This window comes from Pseudalgibacter alginicilyticus (assembly GCF_001310225.1).
GTDB classification, from domain to species: Bacteria; Bacteroidota; Bacteroidia; order Flavobacteriales; family Flavobacteriaceae; genus Pseudalgibacter; species Pseudalgibacter alginicilyticus.
In genome coordinates this window covers 1,521,749-1,543,398 of sequence record NZ_CP012898.1, presented here as the reverse complement: position 1 = coordinate 1,543,398, position 21,650 = coordinate 1,521,749, and the positions used below count along the sequence as shown (strand labels likewise).

At 30.1% G+C, this 21,650-nt stretch carries 16 protein-coding genes; 9 read left to right on the top strand and 7 right to left on the bottom strand.

What is annotated here, in order from left to right; all coding sequences use genetic code 11:
- Positions 1–229: 229 nt before the first annotated feature.
- The 9 genes from APS56_RS06265 (at position 230) to APS56_RS06225 (ending at position 14,421) form a co-directional block, all read left to right on the top strand.
- Complete coding sequence (locus tag APS56_RS06265; RefSeq protein WP_082379284.1) at positions 230–2,206, top strand: beta-N-acetylhexosaminidase; 1,977 nt, start codon at positions 230–232, stop codon at positions 2,204–2,206.
- Between the two features lie 242 nt (positions 2,207–2,448).
- Positions 2,449–3,072, top strand: coding sequence for a hypothetical protein (locus APS56_RS06260; RefSeq protein ID WP_054731223.1), 624 nt, complete (start codon positions 2,449–2,451; stop codon positions 3,070–3,072).
- 120 nt (positions 3,073–3,192) lie between these two features.
- Positions 3,193–3,780, top strand: coding sequence for an RNA polymerase sigma factor (locus tag APS56_RS06255; protein WP_054726120.1), 588 nt, complete (start codon positions 3,193–3,195; stop codon positions 3,778–3,780).
- 105 nt (positions 3,781–3,885) lie between these two features.
- Complete coding sequence (locus APS56_RS06250; protein ID WP_054726117.1) at positions 3,886–5,025, top strand: FecR family protein; 1,140 nt, start codon at positions 3,886–3,888, stop codon at positions 5,023–5,025.
- A gap of 167 nt (positions 5,026–5,192) precedes the next feature.
- Complete coding sequence (locus tag APS56_RS06245; protein ID WP_082379282.1) at positions 5,193–8,681, top strand: TonB-dependent receptor; 3,489 nt, start codon at positions 5,193–5,195, stop codon at positions 8,679–8,681.
- Positions 8,682–8,696: 15 nt separating this feature from the next.
- Complete coding sequence (locus tag APS56_RS06240) at positions 8,697–10,076, top strand: RagB/SusD family nutrient uptake outer membrane protein (RefSeq protein WP_054726110.1); 1,380 nt, start codon at positions 8,697–8,699, stop codon at positions 10,074–10,076.
- Between the two features lie 82 nt (positions 10,077–10,158).
- Positions 10,159–11,682, top strand: coding sequence for a BspA family leucine-rich repeat surface protein (locus tag APS56_RS06235; protein ID WP_054726107.1), 1,524 nt, complete (start codon positions 10,159–10,161; stop codon positions 11,680–11,682).
- Positions 11,683–11,745: 63 nt separating this feature from the next.
- Complete coding sequence (locus tag APS56_RS06230; protein ID WP_054726103.1) at positions 11,746–13,635, top strand: PI-PLC domain-containing protein; 1,890 nt, start codon at positions 11,746–11,748, stop codon at positions 13,633–13,635.
- 15 nt (positions 13,636–13,650) lie between these two features.
- Positions 13,651–14,421, top strand: a complete 771-nt coding sequence (locus APS56_RS06225; protein WP_054726101.1) for a PI-PLC domain-containing protein — start codon at positions 13,651–13,653, stop codon at positions 14,419–14,421.
- Between the two features lie 117 nt (positions 14,422–14,538).
- Here APS56_RS06225 and APS56_RS06220 read toward each other — a convergent pair whose 3' ends face one another.
- The 7 genes from APS56_RS06220 to APS56_RS06190 form a co-directional block, all read right to left on the bottom strand.
- On the bottom strand, positions 14,539–15,126 hold the full coding sequence (locus tag APS56_RS06220) for a LutC/YkgG family protein (protein ID WP_054726098.1): 588 nt from the start codon (positions 15,124–15,126) through the stop codon (positions 14,539–14,541).
- 11 nt (positions 15,127–15,137) lie between these two features.
- Entirely contained in the window at positions 15,138–16,520 is a 1,383-nt protein-coding gene (locus APS56_RS06215; RefSeq protein ID WP_054726096.1) for a lactate utilization protein B, read from the bottom strand.
- A gap of 42 nt (positions 16,521–16,562) precedes the next feature.
- Positions 16,563–17,300, bottom strand: coding sequence for a (Fe-S)-binding protein (locus APS56_RS06210; RefSeq protein WP_054726093.1), 738 nt, complete (start codon positions 17,298–17,300; stop codon positions 16,563–16,565).
- 340 nt (positions 17,301–17,640) lie between these two features.
- A complete protein-coding gene (locus tag APS56_RS06205; RefSeq protein WP_054726090.1) occupies positions 17,641–18,654 on the bottom strand; it encodes an ATP-grasp domain-containing protein in 1,014 nt (337 codons plus the stop codon).
- Entirely contained in the window at positions 18,655–19,959 is a 1,305-nt protein-coding gene (locus APS56_RS06200) for a phenylacetate--CoA ligase family protein (RefSeq protein WP_054726087.1), read from the bottom strand. It lies immediately after the preceding gene.
- 73 nt (positions 19,960–20,032) lie between these two features.
- Positions 20,033–20,644, bottom strand: coding sequence for a sugar transferase (locus APS56_RS06195; RefSeq protein ID WP_054726085.1), 612 nt, complete (start codon positions 20,642–20,644; stop codon positions 20,033–20,035).
- A gap of 106 nt (positions 20,645–20,750) precedes the next feature.
- On the bottom strand, positions 20,751–21,629 hold the full coding sequence (locus APS56_RS06190) for an AraC family transcriptional regulator (protein ID WP_054726084.1): 879 nt from the start codon (positions 21,627–21,629) through the stop codon (positions 20,751–20,753).
- Between the last annotated feature and the right edge of the window lie 21 nt (positions 21,630–21,650).

Sequence of the window (21,650 nt, the reverse complement as noted above, 5' to 3'; positions counted from 1 at the left end):
TATTTACTAATATATCTACCTCATTTGAATAATAAATCCCCTCAAGGTAACTATTTGTTAAATTATTTTTACAAAAAATATATTATGATTTTTTATTGAGCTCAATTTCTTTATCTGAATTTAAAATGATAGTATTTGTTGTTCATGAAGGCTATTCATTTAAAATTAGTGAAGAAAAGTTTTAAACATGAAATTTTTACTCTAATCATATAAAAACACAAATTGAATAATGACATTTATAAATAAAAAAATACTCGTTGTATGTTCTATCTTTTATTTCCTAAGCATACAGATTTCTGCGCAATTAAATTTAATTCCTTACCCCAACAGTGTTGAAATACATGAGAATACTTTAGAGGTGAAAAAACTTAAAGTTAAGTATGATTCAGAGTTGAAAAATGAATTTGAAGCATTGCAAAAGTTAATGAGTGAATTTGATATTGAGGTTACGGCATCAAAAAATGCTAATATTGAATTATTATTAGAAGAAAATCAATTTGACAAACTAGGTAATGAGGGGTATAACTTAGAAATTAACAATAAAAAAATTCAAATAACAGCAGCAAAACCTGCTGGAGTTTTTTATAGTTTACAAACCTTATTACAATTACCATCCATAACAAAAGCCAATAGTATTTCATTTCCTTGTGTTTCCATACAAGACAAACCCGCATTTAAATGGCGTGCTTTTATGCTTGATGAATCCAGACATTTTAAGGGTAAAGAGGTTGTATTCGATATGCTTGATCAAATGTCTAAACTGAAAATGAATATATTTCATTGGCATTTAACAGATGATCAGGGGTGGCGTATTGAAATAAAGAAATACCCTTTACTAACAGAAATAGGAGGTAAAAGGAGCGATACACAAATAAATGGTGTTAAAAGTGAAGAGAGATCAGGCGAACCTCATTCAGGCTTTTATACACAAAAAGAAATTAAAGAAGTTATAGAATATGCTCAAAAAAAGCATATTACCATTATTCCTGAAATTGAAATGCCAGGTCACGCCTCTGCAGCAATTGCAGCCTACCCTTGGTTAGGTACATTGGAAGAACCAATTGAAGTACCTGTTACTTTTGGAATTTTACCTAATATCTATAATGTTACTAATGATAGAGTATATACCTTTATAGAAGATGTATTACAAGAAGTGATTGATTTATTTCCTAGTAAAATCATTCATATTGGAGGTGACGAAGTAAAATTTGGTCAATGGAAAAATAATAAAGAAGTTTCTGATTACATGGCTAAAAATAATTTGAATACATTTTCAGATGTCCAAATTTCATTTACAAATAAAGTCTCAAATTTTATAGAGAGCAAGGGCTACAGAATGATGGGGTGGAATGATATTTTGGGAGAAAATTTACATTCATGGAGAGAAGGAGAAGAAACAGCAGAAGAAAACAACCAAAAACTTGCTGAAAGTGCTATTGTTCATTTTTGGAAAGGAAGTAAAGAGCTTATGTTGTCTGCTATAAATAAAGGACATGACGTGGTCAATTCAACACACAATTATACCTATCTTGATTATGATTTTAATTCTATACCTCTTGAAAAGGCTTATGGTTTTAACCCTATTCCTGAAGGTATTGATGTTTCATTAGAAAATAAAGTTATTGGTCTTGGCTGTCAGATGTGGAGTGAATGGATTCCTAAGGTTGAAGATCTTTACAGGCAGGTTTTTCCTAGAATAGCAGCGTATGCTGAGGTAGGATGGACATTAAACGAACATAAAGATTTTAATAGATTTCAAGAAAACCTAAATACTGTAAAAACTAATTGGGAAAATACACCTTACTATACCCAAAACTCAAAAAATCCAGACTATGTGAATGTTGTATTTAATGTAAATATGAATGGGTCCCCTTATTTTAAGGATATTGAAGGTGGCAAAGAATTTCTTATGTTGGCAGGCACGTTTACAAATTCTAACTCAGGAGCAAAAGAATTCTGGCATTCTAATGGTGTAACATTAACAGACTATGACTATGATGGTATTTATACAGGTAGAAGACTTGTACCAAAAAATAGTAAAATAGAGTTTATACTTTTAAAATCACCAGATGGAAGTTGGGATGAACATGTTAAAATTTTAGCAGATTCATCTTGTAAAAACACCTCGTCAAATAACAATTATACAATTCAAATTAAAGAAACTAATTTAAATATTGATTTTAAAGCAGGCCACTGCTTAAATTGATACTATAGCTATTGAACATTCTGTTTTTTTAAATTTTATATGAGGCATTCATCATTTTATGGATGCCTTGTCTATTTTAACAGATTTTAATTACTCATACATAATTCCGAAAAATGTCTCAAAAAATTAAAATAAGTAAAATCTTTTTATTCACCCCTTTTATTGTTTTAAGTCAATTTAGCTGTTCTTCTATATTAAAGAGTAGAACAAATAAAACTTCAGAAAAAAGCACACAATCAATTATGAATAATTACAAAATTCGTTGGGATTTTAACACTTTGGCTGGCTGGGTAGATGGTTCTCAAAACATGAAAGGGTTAGTTAATTATCATATCAATAAAGGGGAATTGAATATTAGTACCAGAGCAAATACTTGGGATAGACCTAAAATAAGAACTTTTAAAAAAAAATACAAAACTGGAAAATATACTTGGAAAGTATATGTCCCAAAATTAGGAATGGGTGATATGGCTAGTATTGGTGCTTTTATATATAATGATGACAAACACGAATTAGATTTTGAAATAGGTTATGGGGCTACTACTGTAAGAGATAGTTTAGATGTAGCACCAGATGAAGTTATAGCATATATGACGTCGCAAGCACTTCCGTTCCAATCCATACCAACAAAAATTAAAAGAGAACAATGGCATGTTTTGGAAATTGAATTAATTAAAAATAAAAACAAGTACGAAGCTATATGGTATATTAATAATACAGAAAAGAGTCGGTTAAGTCTTAATTATGGAGACCAATTTTCTTTTTATATTTTTTGTAGTGTAGAAAACTTGAAATTCATTGGAGATCACATTCCTTTTCAAGATAATTATGGGGTGTTTGATTATGTTCAATTTGAAGAATATTAAAATAATTAAAGATCATATGTAATAATCTATATTAAATAAATCATAATTAATAATTTCTTAACCAAGATTGTATTCTGAATCAACTCATGCTTCTTAATTTTATCTAAAATTATAATAGAGGTGATTATAAATGATTTGAAAGATGTTAACGACGCTCAGCTTTTGTTGCTTATAAAAGATGGAAATGAATTAGCCTTTAAAGTCATTTATAATAGATATTGGAAACGCCTTTTTGTTTACGCATTAAATATTCTTAATGATAAAGGTTTGGCTGAAGATGTTTTGCATGAAATTTTTACCAGTATTTGGATTAAGAAAGATGAGTTAAAAATTTTATCCTTAGAAAGTTATCTTTTTGTATCGGCAAAAAATAAATCTATTTCCATGTTTCGTAAAGTGAAGTTTTCAGAAATAGATGATACAATTATTGAAAACTTATCTTTGGAACCTGAGGTAAATAATGACTTGGATTCAGCAGATTTAAAGAGTGTTTTAGAACGTGTGACTAAAGAACTCCCTAATCGTTGTAAAGAAATATTTTATATGAGTCGGTATGATGATTATTCAAATGAAGAAATTGCTAAGCATTTTGAAATTTCTCAACGTACGGTTGAAAATCAACTCTATTTAGCCTTAAAGCATATTAGAACATCTTTAAAAAGTGTTTCAAATTTTCTTCTAACACTTGTTATTTCTTGGCTAAGTTAACCATTTGTTTCTCCATTGTTATCTGTTTGTTAAGTGTGCTTGTTTTGTGATTTTTCTATGTGAGAATTTCAATTTTGGAGCGTCATTCTATTGTAAACACATAGTATGACCAAAAAAGAGTTTTTAGAATTAGCAGATAAATTTGAGCAGGGGAAATGTTCAGATAAAGAAAAAGCCGTATTATTTAAATTCTGTGAACAAGCTCAATTTAAGAGTCAGACAGCTCATTGGGATTTGTCTGAGGAATCTCAAATGAGAGTAAAATTATTAAAAAAAATACTTCAAACAATAAACACAGAAAGTCAAAAAAGCAAAGCTAAAATTAGGTTTAGACATGTTCGAAATATTGCAGCTATTTTAATAGGAATTGGTCTGGGTTGTTATTTTTATTTTCAGCAATATAATGTGTCGCAAACTAAAATTCCTTCAAATTCTATAACATTAGAGTTAGAAGATGGTACTATTAAAATAGTTAAAGAAAATGACTCGAGTACTTTTTTTAATAGACAAGGTGGTGTTTTAGGAAAACAATTAGGAAACAGATTAGTTTATAATGATGATGATGATGATGATGAGCGATTAGAAAAATTAATATATAATACGCTTACAGTTCCATATGGTAAACGATTTGAACTTGAATTGTCTGACGGTACCATAGCTCATCTTAATTCAGGTACTTCAATTAAATATCCTGTTAAGTTTTTAAAAGATTCTGAACGACAAATATTTGTAACAGGAGAGGCTTTTTTAACCGTAGCAAAAGACTCCATACATCCTTTTATAGCTAGAGCAAATAATTTGAATATAAAAGTATTAGGTACAGAGTTTAATATAAATGCTTACCCAGAAGATACTACGGCAGAAGTAGTACTTGTAGAGGGTTCAGTTGCTTTGTATGATACAAATAATTTACATCATAATGATAATAAAACACTCTTAATACCAGGGCATAAAGCCATTTTTAATAAAGATGATTATACCATTTCTACAAAAACTGTAATTACAGATGTTTATACCTCTTGGATTAATGGGGAGTTAGTTTTTAGAAATATGCCTTTTGAGAATATTATTAAAAAGTTAGAGCGTCACTATAATATTAAAATAATAAATAAAAACACCAATATTAATAAAACCATTTTCAATGCCAGTTTTGGTAATGAGACTATTGATGTGATATTACAAAGTTTGAAAGATAATTATGGAATAAATTATAGTATAAATGAAAAAACAATAACAATTAACTAATTAACAATTAAAACATAAGATTTATGATTTGAAAAAGATAATAATCCTGAAAATTAATATCAATCACTTTAAAAGTATAAATAAAAAAATCGGAAAATGTTACGAGCATTTCCCGATTGTAAAAAGTGATTAAATAAGAGTATAACCACAAATAACAAATTAAAAGTATGAAAAAACTTCTTAAGAACAAAAGAAGTCTCTATAAGTTAGAGAAATTTGATTTAAAAATGAGATTAAGTGTTTTATTAATATTCACAACTTTATTTACAATGCAGGCTCGTGAAGTTTACGGCCAGGGTACTAAAGTATCTTTACAGCTCAAAAATGTTTCCATAAGCCAATTTATTGACCAATTAGAAAGTACAACAGATTTTCGTTTTGTATACAAAGTAAAAGATGTTGATTTAGATAGATTAATAACAGTAAAAACAAAAAACGAGGACATAACCAATGTGTTGAATCGTATTTTTAGTAATACAAATACAGCCTTTAATTTTAGCAATAGGCTTATATATTTAGTAAAACGTTATGAAGTTCCGTTTTCATATAACCAAGCAGTTATTCAAAATATAGTAGAAGGAAAAGTTTTGGATAACAATGGAATGCCATTGCCAGGTGCTACAGTATTAGAAAAAGGAACGGGCAATGGAGCCACAACTGATTTTGATGGAAATTTTAAGATAGCTGTAAACGGAGAGGCTATTTTACAAGTATCTTATGTTGGTTTTATCACTAAAGAGGTTCCTGTAGATAATCAAAGTTCAATAAATATTACGCTATCTTCAGATAATCAAAAGTTAGATGAGGTTGTATTAATAGGTTATGGAACAAATTCTAAAAGAAATATTAATGGCGCCATTGCTAGTATTGAGTCTGATGATATTCAAACCTATTCAAATGCAAAAAATATAGACCAAGCATTGGTAGGGAAATTAGCAGGTGTAAATATTTTAACAGATGCAAGAAACCCGGGTGATAGTAACTCAATAGTTATAAGAGGTGCAGGTTCAATTACAAGAGATGCAGAACCCCTAATAGTTGTTGATGGTTACCCTTTAGGAGAAGGCAGTTCATTAAACCTTTTAAATAGTAATGATATAGAGAGTGTTAGTGTTTTAAAAGATGCTGCATCAGCGTCTATTTATGGGTCTAGAGCAGCTAATGGTGTTATAATTATTACTACAAAAAAAGGGAGTGGAAAAAAAATGTCCGTTCAAGTAAGTTCTGTTCTTGGTGTTCAAGAACGCGTCAATTCATATGATTTATTAAATGCTTATGATGCAGCCAAATTTTTTCGAGATGCAAGAAATAATGCATATTTAAAGAATCACCCAACTGCTAATATTAACGATTCTGAAGAAGAACGTTTAGCTAAAGGTGCAAATGTAAGAGAACTAATTTTAGACTATACCATTCCTTATTTAAATAATGAAGCGGGGTTAACTGATTTTGATTGGGAAGATGCTGTTTATAGGCCAGGTACCATTCAAAATCATTATCTAAATATATCTGGGGCAACAGAAAAAACGGATTATGCGGTGTCTATAGGCTATACTGGAGAGGAAGGTATTGTTATTACAGCAGATCAAAAAAGATATACCACAAATATTAAAATAAATACCCGTGTTAATGACTATTTAAAGTACGGAATTAATATTAATGGTTATTACTCTGAAAGAGGATTAACAAATGGAGGCAATAATTATCGATTTCCAATAGATCCAGCAGGAAGAGCTATGGTGTACATGTATCCATTTTTCTCTGCTTATGATGATAGTCATTCAACAGGTTATAATGTTGAAGCACAGATAATAGCTAATAGACCTTATAATGCAAATATGCAGGAAAACCCTGTGGCTATGGCAGAGTTGTCTAAATATGACCGTACAGAATTTAAGTCGTTTGGAAATACATATTTAGCAATTACACCAATTAAAAACCTTGAGTTTAAAACGTCTTTAGGTTATATGTTTTCTACATTTTACACCGATCAATTTGCTTCAATGGAAACAGGGGCATACAGGGAGTTGATTAGTGAAAGAGATACGCAGCAAGGGTCTGAAAGCAGAAGTGATAACAGTCAAATTCTTATAGAAAACACCTTAGATTATACGTTTGATATTAATAAACATTCCTTTGGAGTTTTATTAGGGCAAAGTTTTCAAAAAAGTTACTCTACAAGTTTATCTGTGGTAGGAGATAATTTTCCTAATGATATTATTGACAATATTAATGGGTCAACTACTCAAACAGCTAGCGCATCTAGAAGTAGATGGACGCAATTATCATATTTTGGAAGGTTGATGTATGACTATGACAATACTTATTTTTTAACAGCTTCTTTGCGTAGAGATGGTTCTTCAAAGTTTGGTATTGATAATAGGTATGGAACTTTTGCTTCTTTTTCAGCAGGTTGGGTGTTAAGTAATGAAGATTTTTTTCCTAAAAACGATGTTTTAACATATTCAAAGCTACGTTACAGTTGGGGGGAAACAGGAAATAATCAAATAGGGAACTATTCTCAATACGCTACTATTGGCACGGGAGCAGATTATCCTTTTGATGGAACACTTTATCCTGGAGCAGCACCAACAAGTTCACCTTCATATGGATTAGGTTGGGAAACAAATACATCTAATAATTTTGGTTTGGATTTAGGTTTTTTCAATACTATAAATTTAGGAGCCAATTACTATATAGCAAATATTTCTGATTTACTTTTAGATAGACCCGTACCAGAGCATACAGGTTTTAACACATCTCTTCAAAATATTGGAGAAATGCAAAATAGAGGTTGGGAGTTTGAAATTAATACGTCTCAAATCAAATTAGGAGATTTAAATGTAGCTTTAAATGCAAACTTAACTACAAATGAGAATGAAATTATTTCTTTAGGAGGCGTAGATGAATTATATGAAGGCGGTAACCAGCGTTTCATTAGTCGTGTTGGAGGTTCTTTAGCTAATTTATATGGTTATAAAATAATAGGATTGCTAAAATCTCAAGAGGAAGTTGATGAATATAATAATAAAAAATCTACAACATTAACAGCTGAAATAGGAGATTATATATTTCAAGATACTGACAATAACGATATAATTAATGCCGATGATAGAGTAGAATTAGGAGATTATAAGCCAGAAGTAACATATGGTTTTGGAATCAATTTAGATTATAAGGGGTTTGATTTAAGTATGAGCTTTAATGGCACCATGGGTAGAGTGGCTTATGATTTAATGACATCAAATTATTTAGAATATGGAGAAGCATTTTCTAATACAGATTATTACTATTACAATAATTATTGGGATCCTATTAATAATCCAGAAGGCTTTTTAGCACCTCCAGATGCTTATGGAAATACGTCAACTCGTGCCGCCAGTAGAAACCCTACAAATTACAACGTTTTAGATGCCGATTATTTAAGACTAAGAAGTATGCAAATTGGTTATAGTTTTCCTTCTGCTTTGTTAGACCAAGTATACATTGATAATTTACGAGTGTTTGTTTCAGGAACAAATTTATATACCTGGACTAAATATAGAGGAATGAATCCAGATGGAGGAAGTTCAGGAAATCCGCTTAGTAGTGGTTATGTAGAAGGAACTACATCTATACCAAGAGTAATATCTGTAGGAATCAATTTATCATTTTAATAAAAAAAATTAATCATGCAAAAAATGCGATTATTTATATACTGTTCATTAATAATTTTTTGTGCTGGATGCGCAAATGAATTAGATCAATTGCCAGAGACAAGTATTTTGGCAAATAACTATTATACTACCGAAGAGAATGTTGAAACAACAGTAACAGCTGCTTATAGTGAGTTGCAAAGTTTGTATAATACCTACATGATTTTGTTAGGTGAGTTACCATCTGATAACACGTATGTTCAAGCACCTAATTCTAATGGGGGGTCAAGGTCTTTAGAAGATTTTACATGGACAAGCACAACAGGTTTTACAACCAGTATTTGGGAGAATTCTTATGAATCTATTTTTTATGCCAATACAGTTCTTGATGTTATTAATGATATTGATTATGAAAGTGAAACCATTAAAAGTAGAAGAATAGGCGAAATGAAATTCATTAGAGGTTTTCTCTATAATAACCTTACTACTATTTATGGTGAAGTGCCTCTTGTGTTAGAACCTTATGATGATCCGTCGTACGCATTTGAAGATACAAGAACACCTATGGAAAACATAAATATACAAATAGAGAAGGATCTTTTAGAGTCTATAGAATTATTGCCTACAACTAATAGTGCTGGAAGAGCAAATCAATATGCGGCCAGAGCCATTCTTGCTAAGTTTTATATGAAAAATCAAAACTTTGTAGATGCTGAGATTCAATTAGAAAAAATTATTTCTTCATATAGGTTTGATTTGGTAGCTATCGGTGAACTTTATGGTGTAGAGCATGAAGGCAATATTGAGGATGTATTTAGTATTCAGTTTGCGTCTGATTTAGATGGTAAAAGTGAAGGTAATAGTTTCTATTATAATTTTACACTGCCAGATAATAATGGGGGATTAGGTTCTATGGCTATGGAATCTGCTATGTATGATGCTTACGAAATAAATGATCTTAGGAAAAATTTTATCAACGATACAGGAGGGGCTTATTATATAAATAAGTGGACACCATCTCCAAGTACGGATAATGGTGACGGTGGCGATAATCATTATGTAGTAAGATATGCAGATGTTTTACTTCTTTATGCAGAATGCCTTAATGAAAATGATGACACACCTTTAGCTGCAGTATATTTAAACAAGGTAAGAAATAGAGCTGGTTTAAACGATACAGATGCATCAACTAAGTCTGCCATGCGAGATGCAATAGCTTTAGAGCGAAAGTTTGAATTAGTAGGTGAGGGACATAGGTGGTTTGATTTACTACGAACTAATAAAGCCATTGAAACAATGAATGCTTTTTTCGCTAGTGAAGGCAGGGATATAACAGTTGAAAGTTACAGATTGTTGGCTCCTATTCCTCAAACGGAAATTGATATTACAGAAATGATTCAAAACCCAAAATATTAATTTTAGTACTAATATGTCACCACTTTATATTAATAATATGAGTTTGTGAGAACGTATTGATTACTATTTAAAAAATAAAAAAATGAAAAACTTTTATAGGATATTAAGTGCTCTGTTTTTAGGAGTTATTTGTCTGTATTCTTGCAATGTAGATAATACAAATTTTGAAATAAATAAAAACGATATTTTTATTGATTCCTTAATTATTGAGTCAGCTAAAAACACGTTTTTGGAAGAAGATATTAAAGCATCAGTGATTAACTTTTCAAGAACTGTATCGGCAACTTTACCAAGTGAGGCAACAGGTAAGGAAATAATCTTAAGTGTTTATTTACAAGAAGGCATCAGTTCAAGTTTGGGCTCTGAAGACGCTATTGAAACTGGGGAGTCATCCTTCAGTATCTATGGTTTTGGTTTAGAAGAAGAGTTTCAGGTAAATTTAAATGTACTGCAGCCTTTTGAATCAGATAAAGAGTTTGTAACTGTTTGGCGAGTGAATGCCAATGAATCTATAACACTTCCTTTAATAGAAAATGGAACCTATAATTTTAAAGTGTTTTGGGGAGATGGAGAAAGCAGTATCGTAGCAGGCTATGATCTTGAATCTGCTAGCCATACGTACTCAGAGGCTGGAGATTATACAGTAACAATTTGGGGGCAGTTAGAGGGAATAAATTTTTATTCTAATAAAACCAGTGCTGAAAATATTTTAGATATCACAGATTGGGGAGAGGTTAAATTGGGTAACGATGAAGCTTATTTTAGAGGCTGTTCTAATCTTCAAATCACGGCAGATAATGCTCCTGATTTGAGTGAAACAACCACTTTTAGGGCTATGTTTAGAGAATGTACCTCTTTTAATAGTAACATTAATCATTGGGATGTAAGTGGTATTGTAAATATGCAAGATTTGTTTTATAAGGCGTCTAATTACAATCAACCTTTAAATAATTGGGATGTAAGTAACGTAATTACTTTTGAAACAATTTTTACAAACTCTGCGTTCAATCAAGATATTTCTAATTGGGATGTCAGCAGTGCTACAACCTTAAAAAATATGTTTAGAGATTGTCCTTTTAATCAACCAATTGGAGATTGGGATGTTTCAAATGTAACGAGCTTTCAGTCCACCTTTAGAGGGAATGATAATTTTAGTCAAGATCTTTCTGGCTGGGGTGATAAGTTAGGTAAAGTGGTTACTATGCGTGAAATGTTTAGAGAGTCAGATTACAACGGCGATTTAAGTGCTTGGGATATGAGTCAAGTTGTAAGCATGTGGGATATGTTTAAAGACAGTGGGTTTAATAATCCGTCCATAACAAATTGGGATTTAAGTAATATGGATAACTTAGAAACCATGTTTGGAGGAGAAAACTGTGCTTTTAATCAAGATATTTCAGGATGGAATGTAAGTAATGTTGTTAATATGCAAAACTTATTTCAATTTAATGTTGCTTTTAATCAAGACCTTTCAAGTTGGGATGTAAGTAATGTGAAATGTAATTTAAACTTTGATCAAGGTGCTACGCAATGGGAAGAACAAAATAAACCACCTTTTTTAGTAAATAGTAATGATAATAATGAGTTTTGTAACAGATCAAACTAATTAGAAAAAAATTAAGAAGGAACCTGAAAGGGTTCCTTTTTTATTAATTTATAATAAATAAGAATGAAAGCTATTTTAAAATTAAGTTTGTTAGTGTTTTTCTTTAGTGTCTATGGATGCTCTTCTGAAAGTCAAGCACAAATAATTTCGCCAGACACAATAATTATTGAAGAGACTCCTAATAATGTTTCATCTGATTCAGCAAAAGCTATATATCGTCAGTTTGCATTTTCAGGAACGCACAATTCGTATTCAGGAAACTTAAATGGAATGAATCGAGAAGGGATAAAAACACAACTGGAAAACGGATTTAGGTTTTTGGAATTTGATTTGTTTACTTATTTAACTAAAAATATAATAAATACAACATGGCAAGAGGATGTTGATGAGTTTTTAGTTATAGATGCTCCAGAGCTAAAAAGCTTGCTAACCTATTCTGAAACAACGGGTGTATTGAAGGTTTATAATGTTACAGCAGGTGCGTCAGAACTAATTTATGATACAATAATATCAAATGGGAATCGGGAGTTTTCTGTTTTGAATTATCAAGATAATATATATGTTTTTGATTATCATTTGGATAGTGAAAAATTGACAATTTATAATTTTGATGCTAATAATTTATCTTCAATTCATTCAGAATCTATTGATGGGGCTACTCGATTGGATCCGTTTATATATAATAACAATGTATATTTAGCGAAACATAATTTAGACCAATCTGCATATGAAATACAATCCATTTCTTTAACGGACAATAGTGCTACTTTAAATGCAGTAGTTTATACCATAAATTCTGTTTCTTTAAAAGAAAATTTCACGCCTTTTCAGCAAGATAATAGTCTTCATATTTTTAAGCATAACGTAGATTATGTTACAAGTTTTACTGTAGAAACAATAGATACCTCAGCTGACTTGTGGTCTAAAGCAAGCAGTTTTACAAGTAATTCTAGCTTACTTAGCGGTACTGTAACAGCTATTAATTCAAACGGGAAATTATTTATTAACGCTTATGCAGCAGGTGGAAGTTCTGTAGGTTCGCAATTAGTTATAGATCAGGGAAAACCAAATATAGTTAATGAATATATAAATGAAATAGATTTATTACCAGGTGCTCAAGCAAATGTATTTCCATTTACAAATGGGTATTATTTGCTATTGAAAAAGGAATCTCATGTACAATTGTCAAGCATTGATATTGGAGTGCTCACCTTAGGGCATGATGAGCCAGGAGATGAAGTGGATTTAACAGTAGATAACCCGTCTTCGCTATTGTTATCAGATTGGGTTACTTATATTTCTAATTGGAGTAATTCCAACCCAAATCATGAGCCACTTTTTATTATGACAGAGCTGAAAAATTATGAGCAATGGATGGTAGGTGCTAAATGGGAAAATATTATAAAATTAATGCAAGAAAATTTTGGAGATAAACTTCGATATCATGATTCGGATGGGTCTCAAAATGAATCTATTATTGATCAAACTAAAATAGTAAATGGAAAAACATTATACTTTATGGATGAGAATGGCTCCAAAGAAGGAGGGTTGTTAGGAAAAGTGGTTTTGTATATTGAACCTAATAATAATATTACAAAAAGCGACTATACCAATGATTATTTTCCTTTTAATACAACTGACGGAAGGCTTCAAGATAACTTTGTTCAACTAAAAAGATATAGGATAAATAATAAATTAGTGACCTCAGATTGGAGATACCCATCTAATTATGGAAATGATGTAGGAACTTATATAGAAAGTAAAGATAATAGTTATATAAGTAGAATATTTCATATGGAAAGTGCGTCAGGTGACAGTCAATATGATAACATACATTGTGCAAATGTTATGTTTGCTCTATCTGACAGCCCTTATAATAATGGCTTATATCAAGCGTATATACAAGAGCAAAAGAAAAAAAATGAACTTATAATTTTGGACGGTTGTAATTAAAAATATTTTATTTAAATGAAAACAAGAGGTATTTTATTTATTCTATTAACAATAATAAATTTTGGTTATTGTCAAGATTCTGAAAAACAGAAAGTGCACTCTCATAATGATTATTTAAAAACGGTGCCTTTCTGGGATGCGTATTCTGCTGGGGCTAGTTCAATTGAAGTAGATTTGTTTTTAAAAAACAATAAACTTTATGCTACGCACGATGAAAAAGATATCATAGAAAATAGACTTTTTGAAAATTTATATTTAGAACCTTTACAAAAAGCATATGATTTAGGATTGGGGGAAATGCAAAACCTAATTTTGCTTATAGATATAAAATCTGAAGCCTATAATACTTTAAAGGCTGTTATACAAGTATTAGAAGAATACCCTACTTTAATAAAAAATAAAAAAATCAAATTTGTAATTTCTGGAAATAGACCAAATGTTTCAGATTATATAAATTATCCAGATTTTATTTATTTTGATTACCAGAGTTTGGATGCCAATTTAACTCAAAATCAAAAACAAAGAATAGGATTAATAAGCTTAAATTTTAAAAAATATCTTAAGTGGGATGGTAAACAAGAAATATCTCAAATTGACTATTATAAGCTTAAAGCCATTGTAGCAGAAGCTCATCAATTTAAAAAAGAATTTAGGTTTTGGGGTATTCCAGACACCAAAATGTCTTGGCAATTATTTTCTAAAATGGGTGTAGACTATATAAATACAGATAATGCTTTAAAATGCGTTACTTTTTTTAAAACCACTAATGATGGTGATGATTATTAGTTTTTTTCTATTTTAATAAGCTAAATAAAAGCCTTCAAAAATTAATTTTTAAAGGCTTTTATTTTGTTAGGTTTAAGAATAACTCACATCCCTTTGTGCTTTTGTATAAAAAAATGACTATTTTAAAAATACAGTTAAACTCAATGCGCCATGTGCACCAATAACCAAAGACTGTTCAATGTCAGCTGTTTTTGAAGGCCCAGAGAGAAAGACACCATAACTTGAATTATGATTGCTGAGACTTTTGTAAGCTTCATGCATATAAGGGACTAAATTGTTTTTTGAAATTACAATAGCCAAATGTTTTGTAATAAAAGGTAAAACCCTAATAGGAATGTCGTTGTCATCCAACCAGACAGCACCATTTTCTGCTACTCCTATTTTGCTTTCTAAAACCAAAACATCTAAATCCTCTAAGTTACGAGGATTTTTTATTGTTGATAAGTCAATGGTATTAAAAGATTGTGTGTTATCTAAATTAGAAAAATTGATTTTTGTATTAGGAAATGTTTTTTTAAGGTGAGTTAAAACCTCCTCATCATTACTTATTTCAATAACACTGCCGCCAACAATTTCTACTTTTTTGGTAAATTCTTTTATTAAATCTAAATCTTCATTAAAAACGTTAAGGTCTATTTTGGGTAAATCAATAGCCTCGGGTTTATTGGCTTTTAATTTTGCTAAAATACTTTCTCTACTTCCCATATTTAGAAATTTTATTGGTCGTTACTTTTTTTATTGTTTTCTCTTTCTTTATACCAGTCATCAAAACTTTGTTTCGGGCCTATAGGTAAATCTCTAGCTTTTCCCCAGGTGTTTGGTTTAGAATTTATAACTGATTTAGGTAAATTTCGTAATGACCAACGAGCTATTTTTCCAACGGTTTCATATTGTGAAGGTTTAGCAAACAATTTACCCATAAACTTCATGGATTGTTTTTTTACAAAAGGTTGAGGGGTGTTTTTAGTTATAATTTGTCGCCATTTATAAAGCTGAGAGTGGATGTCAATTTTTACTGGACATACATCAGAACATGATCCACATAAGGTAGAGGCAAAAGGTAAAGAACTGTATTTAGTTAAATCTTTTCCAGGAGATAAAATAGAACCAATAGGCCCCGGAATAGTTGCGTCATAACTATGGCCCCCACTTCTTCTGTAAATTGGGCATGTGTTCATACAAGCGCCACATCTGATACAGTGTAACGATGCTCTAAAATCAGGTCTACTTAATTGCTCTGAGCGACCATTATCAACAATTACAATATGCATTTTAGATCCAGGTTGAGGTTTTTTAAAATGTGATGAGTATGTTGTAATGGGCTGGCCTGTAGCACTTCTAGCTAAAAGACGTAAAAATACCCCTAAGTGCTCTTGTTTAGGAATGATTTTTTCAACACCCATACATGCAATATGTACAGGTGCTAAATGAGCACCCATATCTGCATTGCCTTCATTAGTGCAAACTACAAAGCCTCCAGTGTCTGCTATGGCAAAATTTACACCAGTAATGGCTGCATCTGCTTGAATAAACTTTTCGCGTAAATGTTTTCTAGCTTCACCAGTTAAATATTGAGGGTCTCCATCACATGGTTTTGTTCCTAAATGTTCTTGGAATAATTCATCAACTTGATGTCTGTCTTTATGTATTGCAGGTAAAACAATATGACTTGGAGGCTCTTTTGCTAATTGAACAATACGTTCCCCTAAGTCAGTGTCAATAACTTCCATGCCGTCAGCCTCCAAATACGGATTTAAATGACACTCTTCGGTTAGCATAGATTTGCTTTTTACAATTTTTTTAGCATTATGTTCTTTTAATATTTTATGAACAATTTGATTATGTTCTTTCCCATTAGCAGCCCAATGTACTTGCACGCCGTTTTTTAAAGCATTCTCTTCAAATTGAATCAAATAATTATCTAAATTAGATAACATATGAGCTTTTATGCCATGTCCTAAATTTCGAAGTTCTTCCCAACCTTTTACACTATGTGCAGACATGTCTCTTTTGTGTCTAACAAACCAAAGTGCTTTGTCGTGCCAATCGACTCTTTTCTCGTCTTTGTTGAAAATGCTGGCTAATTTTGGATGACTCATTTTTTAATTTTTAAATCTAACAGAAGGTTAAAACGTTTCGGTTTATAGGTGGCTATTTAAAATTTCAGCGATATGAAGTATTTTTAAAGGCTGTTTGTTACGAGTAACTAAGCCTTCTAAATGCATTAAGCAGGATGTGTCTGTAGCAGTAATAACTTCTACACCACTATTTAAATGGTCTTGAATTTTATCTTTACCCATTTTTACAGATACCGCTTCCTCAGTGACAGCAAATGTACCACCAAAACCACAACATTCATCACTTCTTTGCAATGTCATGATTTCAACGCCTTTTACTTCTTGAAGTAGTTCTTCTATATAGGAATATGGGTGTCCAACTACTTCGGAGCACGAACCTAATCTTAATCCTCTTAACCCATGGCAGCTTTTATGAATACCTACTTTGTAAGGAAAGGAGGCGTCAAGATTTTTTATTTTTAGAACGTTTAAAATAAAGTCGCATAATTCATAAACATTGTTCCTTACATTTACAACGTCTTCCGTTTGAGGAATGATATTGTAATGTTTTTTTACATGATAAGCACAACTTCCAGAAGGGGTGACGATATAGTCAAAACCTTTAAAATTTTCAACAAAATTATTGCAAGTGCCCATAGATTCTGATTCGTAACCAGAATTGGCCATAGGTTGTCCACAACAGGTTTGCCCAGATGGATAAACAACCTCTACATTGAGTTTTTCCAGAAGCTCTAAAGTGGCTTTTCCAACTTGTGGATATAATTGATTTATATAACAGGGAATAAATAAACCTACTTTCATGTGTTAAAGATTAAAGAGAATTAAGTTACAATAATACAAGGAAAAAAGGCCTAAATCTCCCTAAATTTTGATTTATAATAATACTAATTTTGCTGCTTGAGTTAAATTAGCTTTAATAAAGCAAAGTGTTATTGTTTTTTTTTGATAAATGAGAACTTTTTTCAATTCAATCTAATATGTTAAAAGTTCATTTTTATAGTTTTTAATTAAGTGTATATTTACAAAAAAACATGTATAAAAAAGTTAAGTGTCATTAAATTGTAGTAACGATAAAAAATTAAAATGTATTTAGCTTTTAAACGATTTACAATAAAAATTAATTAGAACTTTTAAAAATGGTTTAAGAAGGAATTTTTATTAATCTATCACATTTTGAAAATGATATATTATCTTTATAATTATTATATTTATCAATATTATTTCCTCCCTTAATCCATTCAATATAAATTGCTGCAATGTTTATTCCAGCCTCATGAGAGAATGGGTAACCGCCACCAAATCTTGGATTTAATTCTAAAACATATATATTATTTTCTTCAATAAAAACGTCGCAATCTAAATTTCCAAAATGATGCAAATTTTTAGAGATTACCTCTCCAACTTTACTAATTTCAGCATTTATTACAGATTTAGCTTTGTCTGTTTCACCAAATCTCATTGATAATTTCTCTCTTACAAAAGTGCCATAATAATTTCCGTTAAAATTATTTAAAACATCCATTCCAAATTCAGTTCCACCAATTTTTTGTTGAATTATAATTGCTTTATTTATATTTTCTTGATTTAATGTTGATCTAGAAAGTTTGATTTTTAGTAATTTATAGGCAAGTTCAAGTTCTTCAATGTTTTGTACAATGTCAACTCCTATCGAGGAGCTTCCCCATCTAGGCTTTAAAACCAAAGGAAAGTTTAATTCATTTGATTCCAAATCTTTGAGTACGATGTTTAAGTCAAGATATGTTTTTGGTGTTAATAAATTAATCGAAGTTAAAAATTCATATGTTTTCCATTTGTCAAAAGAAATATCGATAGCCAATTCATCTGATATTATAACTTTAGTTCCGTTTTTCTCTAACTCATTTTTATGCTTAGACAAAATAGGTAATTCTAAGTCATTTAAAGAAATGACAGCATCTACTTTGTACTCAATACAGATATTTTTTAAAGTAGAAATATATAAATTTGAATATATATTGGGTACAGTTATAGATATATCTGCATCAATTAAAGCAGCAGCATTAGCTTGCATGTCTGTGGCTATGATAAAACCATTTCCTTTTAATGCTTCCTTAAAATAATTAATAAGATAATTTCTTCTACCGGCACAAGTGAATAATATATTTTTTTGCTCCATTTAATTTTTATAAAGATTAACCGAGATTTTTCTTTTCCCAGATTTTAAACAAGGAATTTCATCTACATAATTTATGTCTATTAAAGCACCATCACCTATGTCTTTCTTAAATTTTTCAATTAGTAGTTTTTCACTTTCAAAATTAATACTAGTATTAATTTTTATTTGATATTTTTTTTCTTCATGCTGTATAAATTGTATTTCCTTTATCTCAGGAAATGCATAAACATAGGTGTGCAAAATAAAAGGATTAAGCAAATTCCCATTTGTTGTAAATAAAGCATCCATTTTTCTACCTTGAATGCTTTTTAATTTAGGAATGGTATCTGTAGTATTAAGATTAAAAGCTCCTATGTCACCAGTATCATACCTAATCATTGGAGTTGCTAAATTGTATAAATCTGTGACTACAATACGACCAATCTCTCCATTTTTGGCAGGTTTATCTTTCTCTAGATCTAAAATTTCTACAATATAACTTCCCCAATTTATTGTAAAACAATCGTCATCGAGCATTTGTTGTGCTATAATTCCGTTTTCAACATTAGAATATCTAGACACTGTTGGAACATTAAAATAATATTGCATTTTAGATTTTACTTCTGGGTTAAGTCTTTCTGCAATAGCAATTATAGATGTAACATTGCAGTTTAGTGGTTTAGAATTAATACGATCTAGATATTTACAAATAGTTTCAAAACCAGACGCATAGCCTAACCATCCTTTTGTAGATTTATCTGTCTGTAATTTATCCATTAAGTTTTTTAAATAAGTATCGTCATTTAAATCACTAACATCTAATTGTTCTGTATTTTGAAGCCAAGAGATAATTTTATTTTTTTTATGATAAGCAGACCATAACCTTAAATATAATAATTTTTGGCCAAGAGTATAGCCTGATAATTTTGCAAAAAATAGGGTGTCTGCGGTATTTCTTGTTTTTTTTCTTTTAGTTTGATAAATTTTAAAAGGAGATCCCGTAGATCCACTTGTGGTTACAGATATAAATTCTTCTTTTTTATTATTAAATGTAATTTCATTAAAATGATTTTTAATAATTAATTTATTAACAACGGGGAAGTCTGCTAGTTTTTTGAAATTTTTATAGCTGGCATAATAGGCAGAGTTATTTACAGTCGTTTTTAACAAGTTATTCAAGATAGGTTTTTGCTGCTGTTGTAAGGAGGAAAAAGAGTTTAGATTAAATATTTGGTTAATTTCTAAAAAGTCTTTTCTTACGTATCCTCCTTTTAAGTAATCAATAATCCAAAAAGTAATATTTCTAAGCTTATTTAATGGTTTCATAGAATATTTAATTTAAAAGTAACAAGTAATATACTTGTAAATCGGTTAAATCTAAGAAAATTATTTAGGAATGTTATTTTTTTCTTAATTCGTCAAAATCGAGCATTCCTGATTCTGAGTCTATTGCTACATCTTTTGAAGAAACTACTTTGAAAATGGTTTTAATAAAGATAGATGCATCTAGTTGAAAGGATATGTTTTTTACATATTCAATGTCTTTTTTTAAACGATCGTCCCATGGTAAAAAATTTCTACCAGATATTTGTGCTAAGCCTGTTATGCCAGGTTTTACAGTGTGCCTTATTTGTTCTTCTTTGGTATAGAATGGTAAGTATCTTACTCTTAAAGGTCTCGGGCCAATTAAACTCATGTCTCCTTTTATAATATTTACTAGTTGTGGGATTTCATCTAAAGATGATTTTCTGAGAAAACTTCCAAATTTGGTTAATCGATCTTCATCTGATAATAGTTTTCCAGTATTATCAGTCCCATCTGTCATGGTTTTGAACTTCATAATATTAAATATTTTTTCATTTTTTCCTGGTCTTGATTGAAAAAATATAGGTTTACCTTTGTTGATAAAAAATAGGGTTATGTAAATAATCAAAGTTATGGGTAGCAGTATAACAAAACCAAAAACTGCTAATAATAAATCAATGAGTCTTTTGAAAAATAGTTTATACATATTTAGTTTAGTAACTTTAAGTAGGTATTAGGACTTAATTTTTTCATAAAGATAAGTTAATTAAACATAAAAGGTAATTCCTTTTTTTTGAAAAAAAACAATTAAATTAATATGTTAAAAGTTCATTTTTATAGTTTTTTACGTATTCGGAGGGCGTGCAATGCATGACTAATTTAAATTGACGATTAAAATTTGAAATGTTATTAAAGCCAGATTCATAGCAAATAGCAGCAATATTAAATTTGTTTTCCATTAATAATTTACACGCATAGCCAATTCTGATTTCAGTAACATAACGCGAAAATGTTTTGCGGTTAACACGTTTAAAAAATCGACTGAAAGCAGAAGTATTCATGTGTGCTATCTTGGCAGCTTCTTCTAAATTAATGTCTTTATTAAAATTTTTAAAAATATACGCTTGTACCTTATCTTGGGTATCACTTTTTGTAGTTTTAAATGAATTTATAAACCCTTGACTGGCCAACTGTTTAAAATTTTTATGTTTTGCCAGTTTATTTAGTATGTTTAAAAAAGCCATGGTTTTATCAAAGCCTTTTAGGTCAAGCATGTGTTTAATGTCTGTAATAAGATTTTTGTCAATATTTAAAAATTTAATACCCAAACGAGCTCTATCAAAAAGTTCCATTAAATGAATCATTTCGGGGGTTTCAAAAAAAGCTTTTCCGAGATAATCTTGTTTAAAATGAATGGCTATAGCTTTAGCTCCATCTTTTACATCTTGTTTAAAATAGTCTTCGTTGTTTTGCCACATATGTGGTAAGTCTTTTCCTATTAGAATGATGTCGTCATTTCCGAATTTTTCAATACTATCTCCTATAAAGCAAGTTCCTTCACTTTTAAGAATAACTACCAGTTCAAGTTCAGGATGGTAATGCCATATTTTTAAAAAATAAGGATATTCTTCCGATTTTGTAGTAAAGGAACTGTTGTTGATGCTACTCCTGTCTAATAAATGAAGTTTCATGTTTTAAATTTAATAAAAATA

What these genes read in the sequence shown, in the direction of transcription:
- APS56_RS06265 (WP_082379284.1), top strand. Translation starts at nt 230, where the DNA reads ATGACATTTATAAATAAAAAAATACTCGTTGTATGTTCTATCTTTTAT.
- APS56_RS06260 (WP_054731223.1), top strand. Translation starts at nt 2,449, where the DNA reads ATGAATAATTACAAAATTCGTTGGGATTTTAACACTTTGGCTGGCTGG.
- APS56_RS06250 (WP_054726117.1), top strand. Translation starts at nt 3,886, where the DNA reads ATGACCAAAAAAGAGTTTTTAGAATTAGCAGATAAATTTGAGCAGGGG.
- APS56_RS06245 (WP_082379282.1), top strand. Translation starts at nt 5,193, where the DNA reads ATGAAAAAACTTCTTAAGAACAAAAGAAGTCTCTATAAGTTAGAGAAA.
- APS56_RS06240 (WP_054726110.1), top strand. Translation starts at nt 8,697, where the DNA reads ATGCAAAAAATGCGATTATTTATATACTGTTCATTAATAATTTTTTGT.
- APS56_RS06235 (WP_054726107.1), top strand. Translation starts at nt 10,159, where the DNA reads ATGAAAAACTTTTATAGGATATTAAGTGCTCTGTTTTTAGGAGTTATT.
- APS56_RS06230 (WP_054726103.1), top strand. Translation starts at nt 11,746, where the DNA reads ATGAAAGCTATTTTAAAATTAAGTTTGTTAGTGTTTTTCTTTAGTGTC.
- APS56_RS06225 (WP_054726101.1), top strand. Translation starts at nt 13,651, where the DNA reads ATGAAAACAAGAGGTATTTTATTTATTCTATTAACAATAATAAATTTT.
- APS56_RS06220 (WP_054726098.1), bottom strand. Translation starts at nt 15,126, where the DNA reads ATGGGAAGTAGAGAAAGTATTTTAGCAAAATTAAAAGCCAATAAACCC.
- APS56_RS06215 (WP_054726096.1), bottom strand. Translation starts at nt 16,520, where the DNA reads ATGAGTCATCCAAAATTAGCCAGCATTTTCAACAAAGACGAGAAAAGA.
- APS56_RS06210 (WP_054726093.1), bottom strand. Translation starts at nt 17,300, where the DNA reads ATGAAAGTAGGTTTATTTATTCCCTGTTATATAAATCAATTATATCCA.
- APS56_RS06205 (WP_054726090.1), bottom strand. Translation starts at nt 18,654, where the DNA reads ATGGAGCAAAAAAATATATTATTCACTTGTGCCGGTAGAAGAAATTAT.
- APS56_RS06200 (WP_054726087.1), bottom strand. Translation starts at nt 19,959, where the DNA reads ATGAAACCATTAAATAAGCTTAGAAATATTACTTTTTGGATTATTGAT.
- APS56_RS06195 (WP_054726085.1), bottom strand. Translation starts at nt 20,644, where the DNA reads ATGTATAAACTATTTTTCAAAAGACTCATTGATTTATTATTAGCAGTT.
- APS56_RS06190 (WP_054726084.1), bottom strand. Translation starts at nt 21,629, where the DNA reads ATGAAACTTCATTTATTAGACAGGAGTAGCATCAACAACAGTTCCTTT.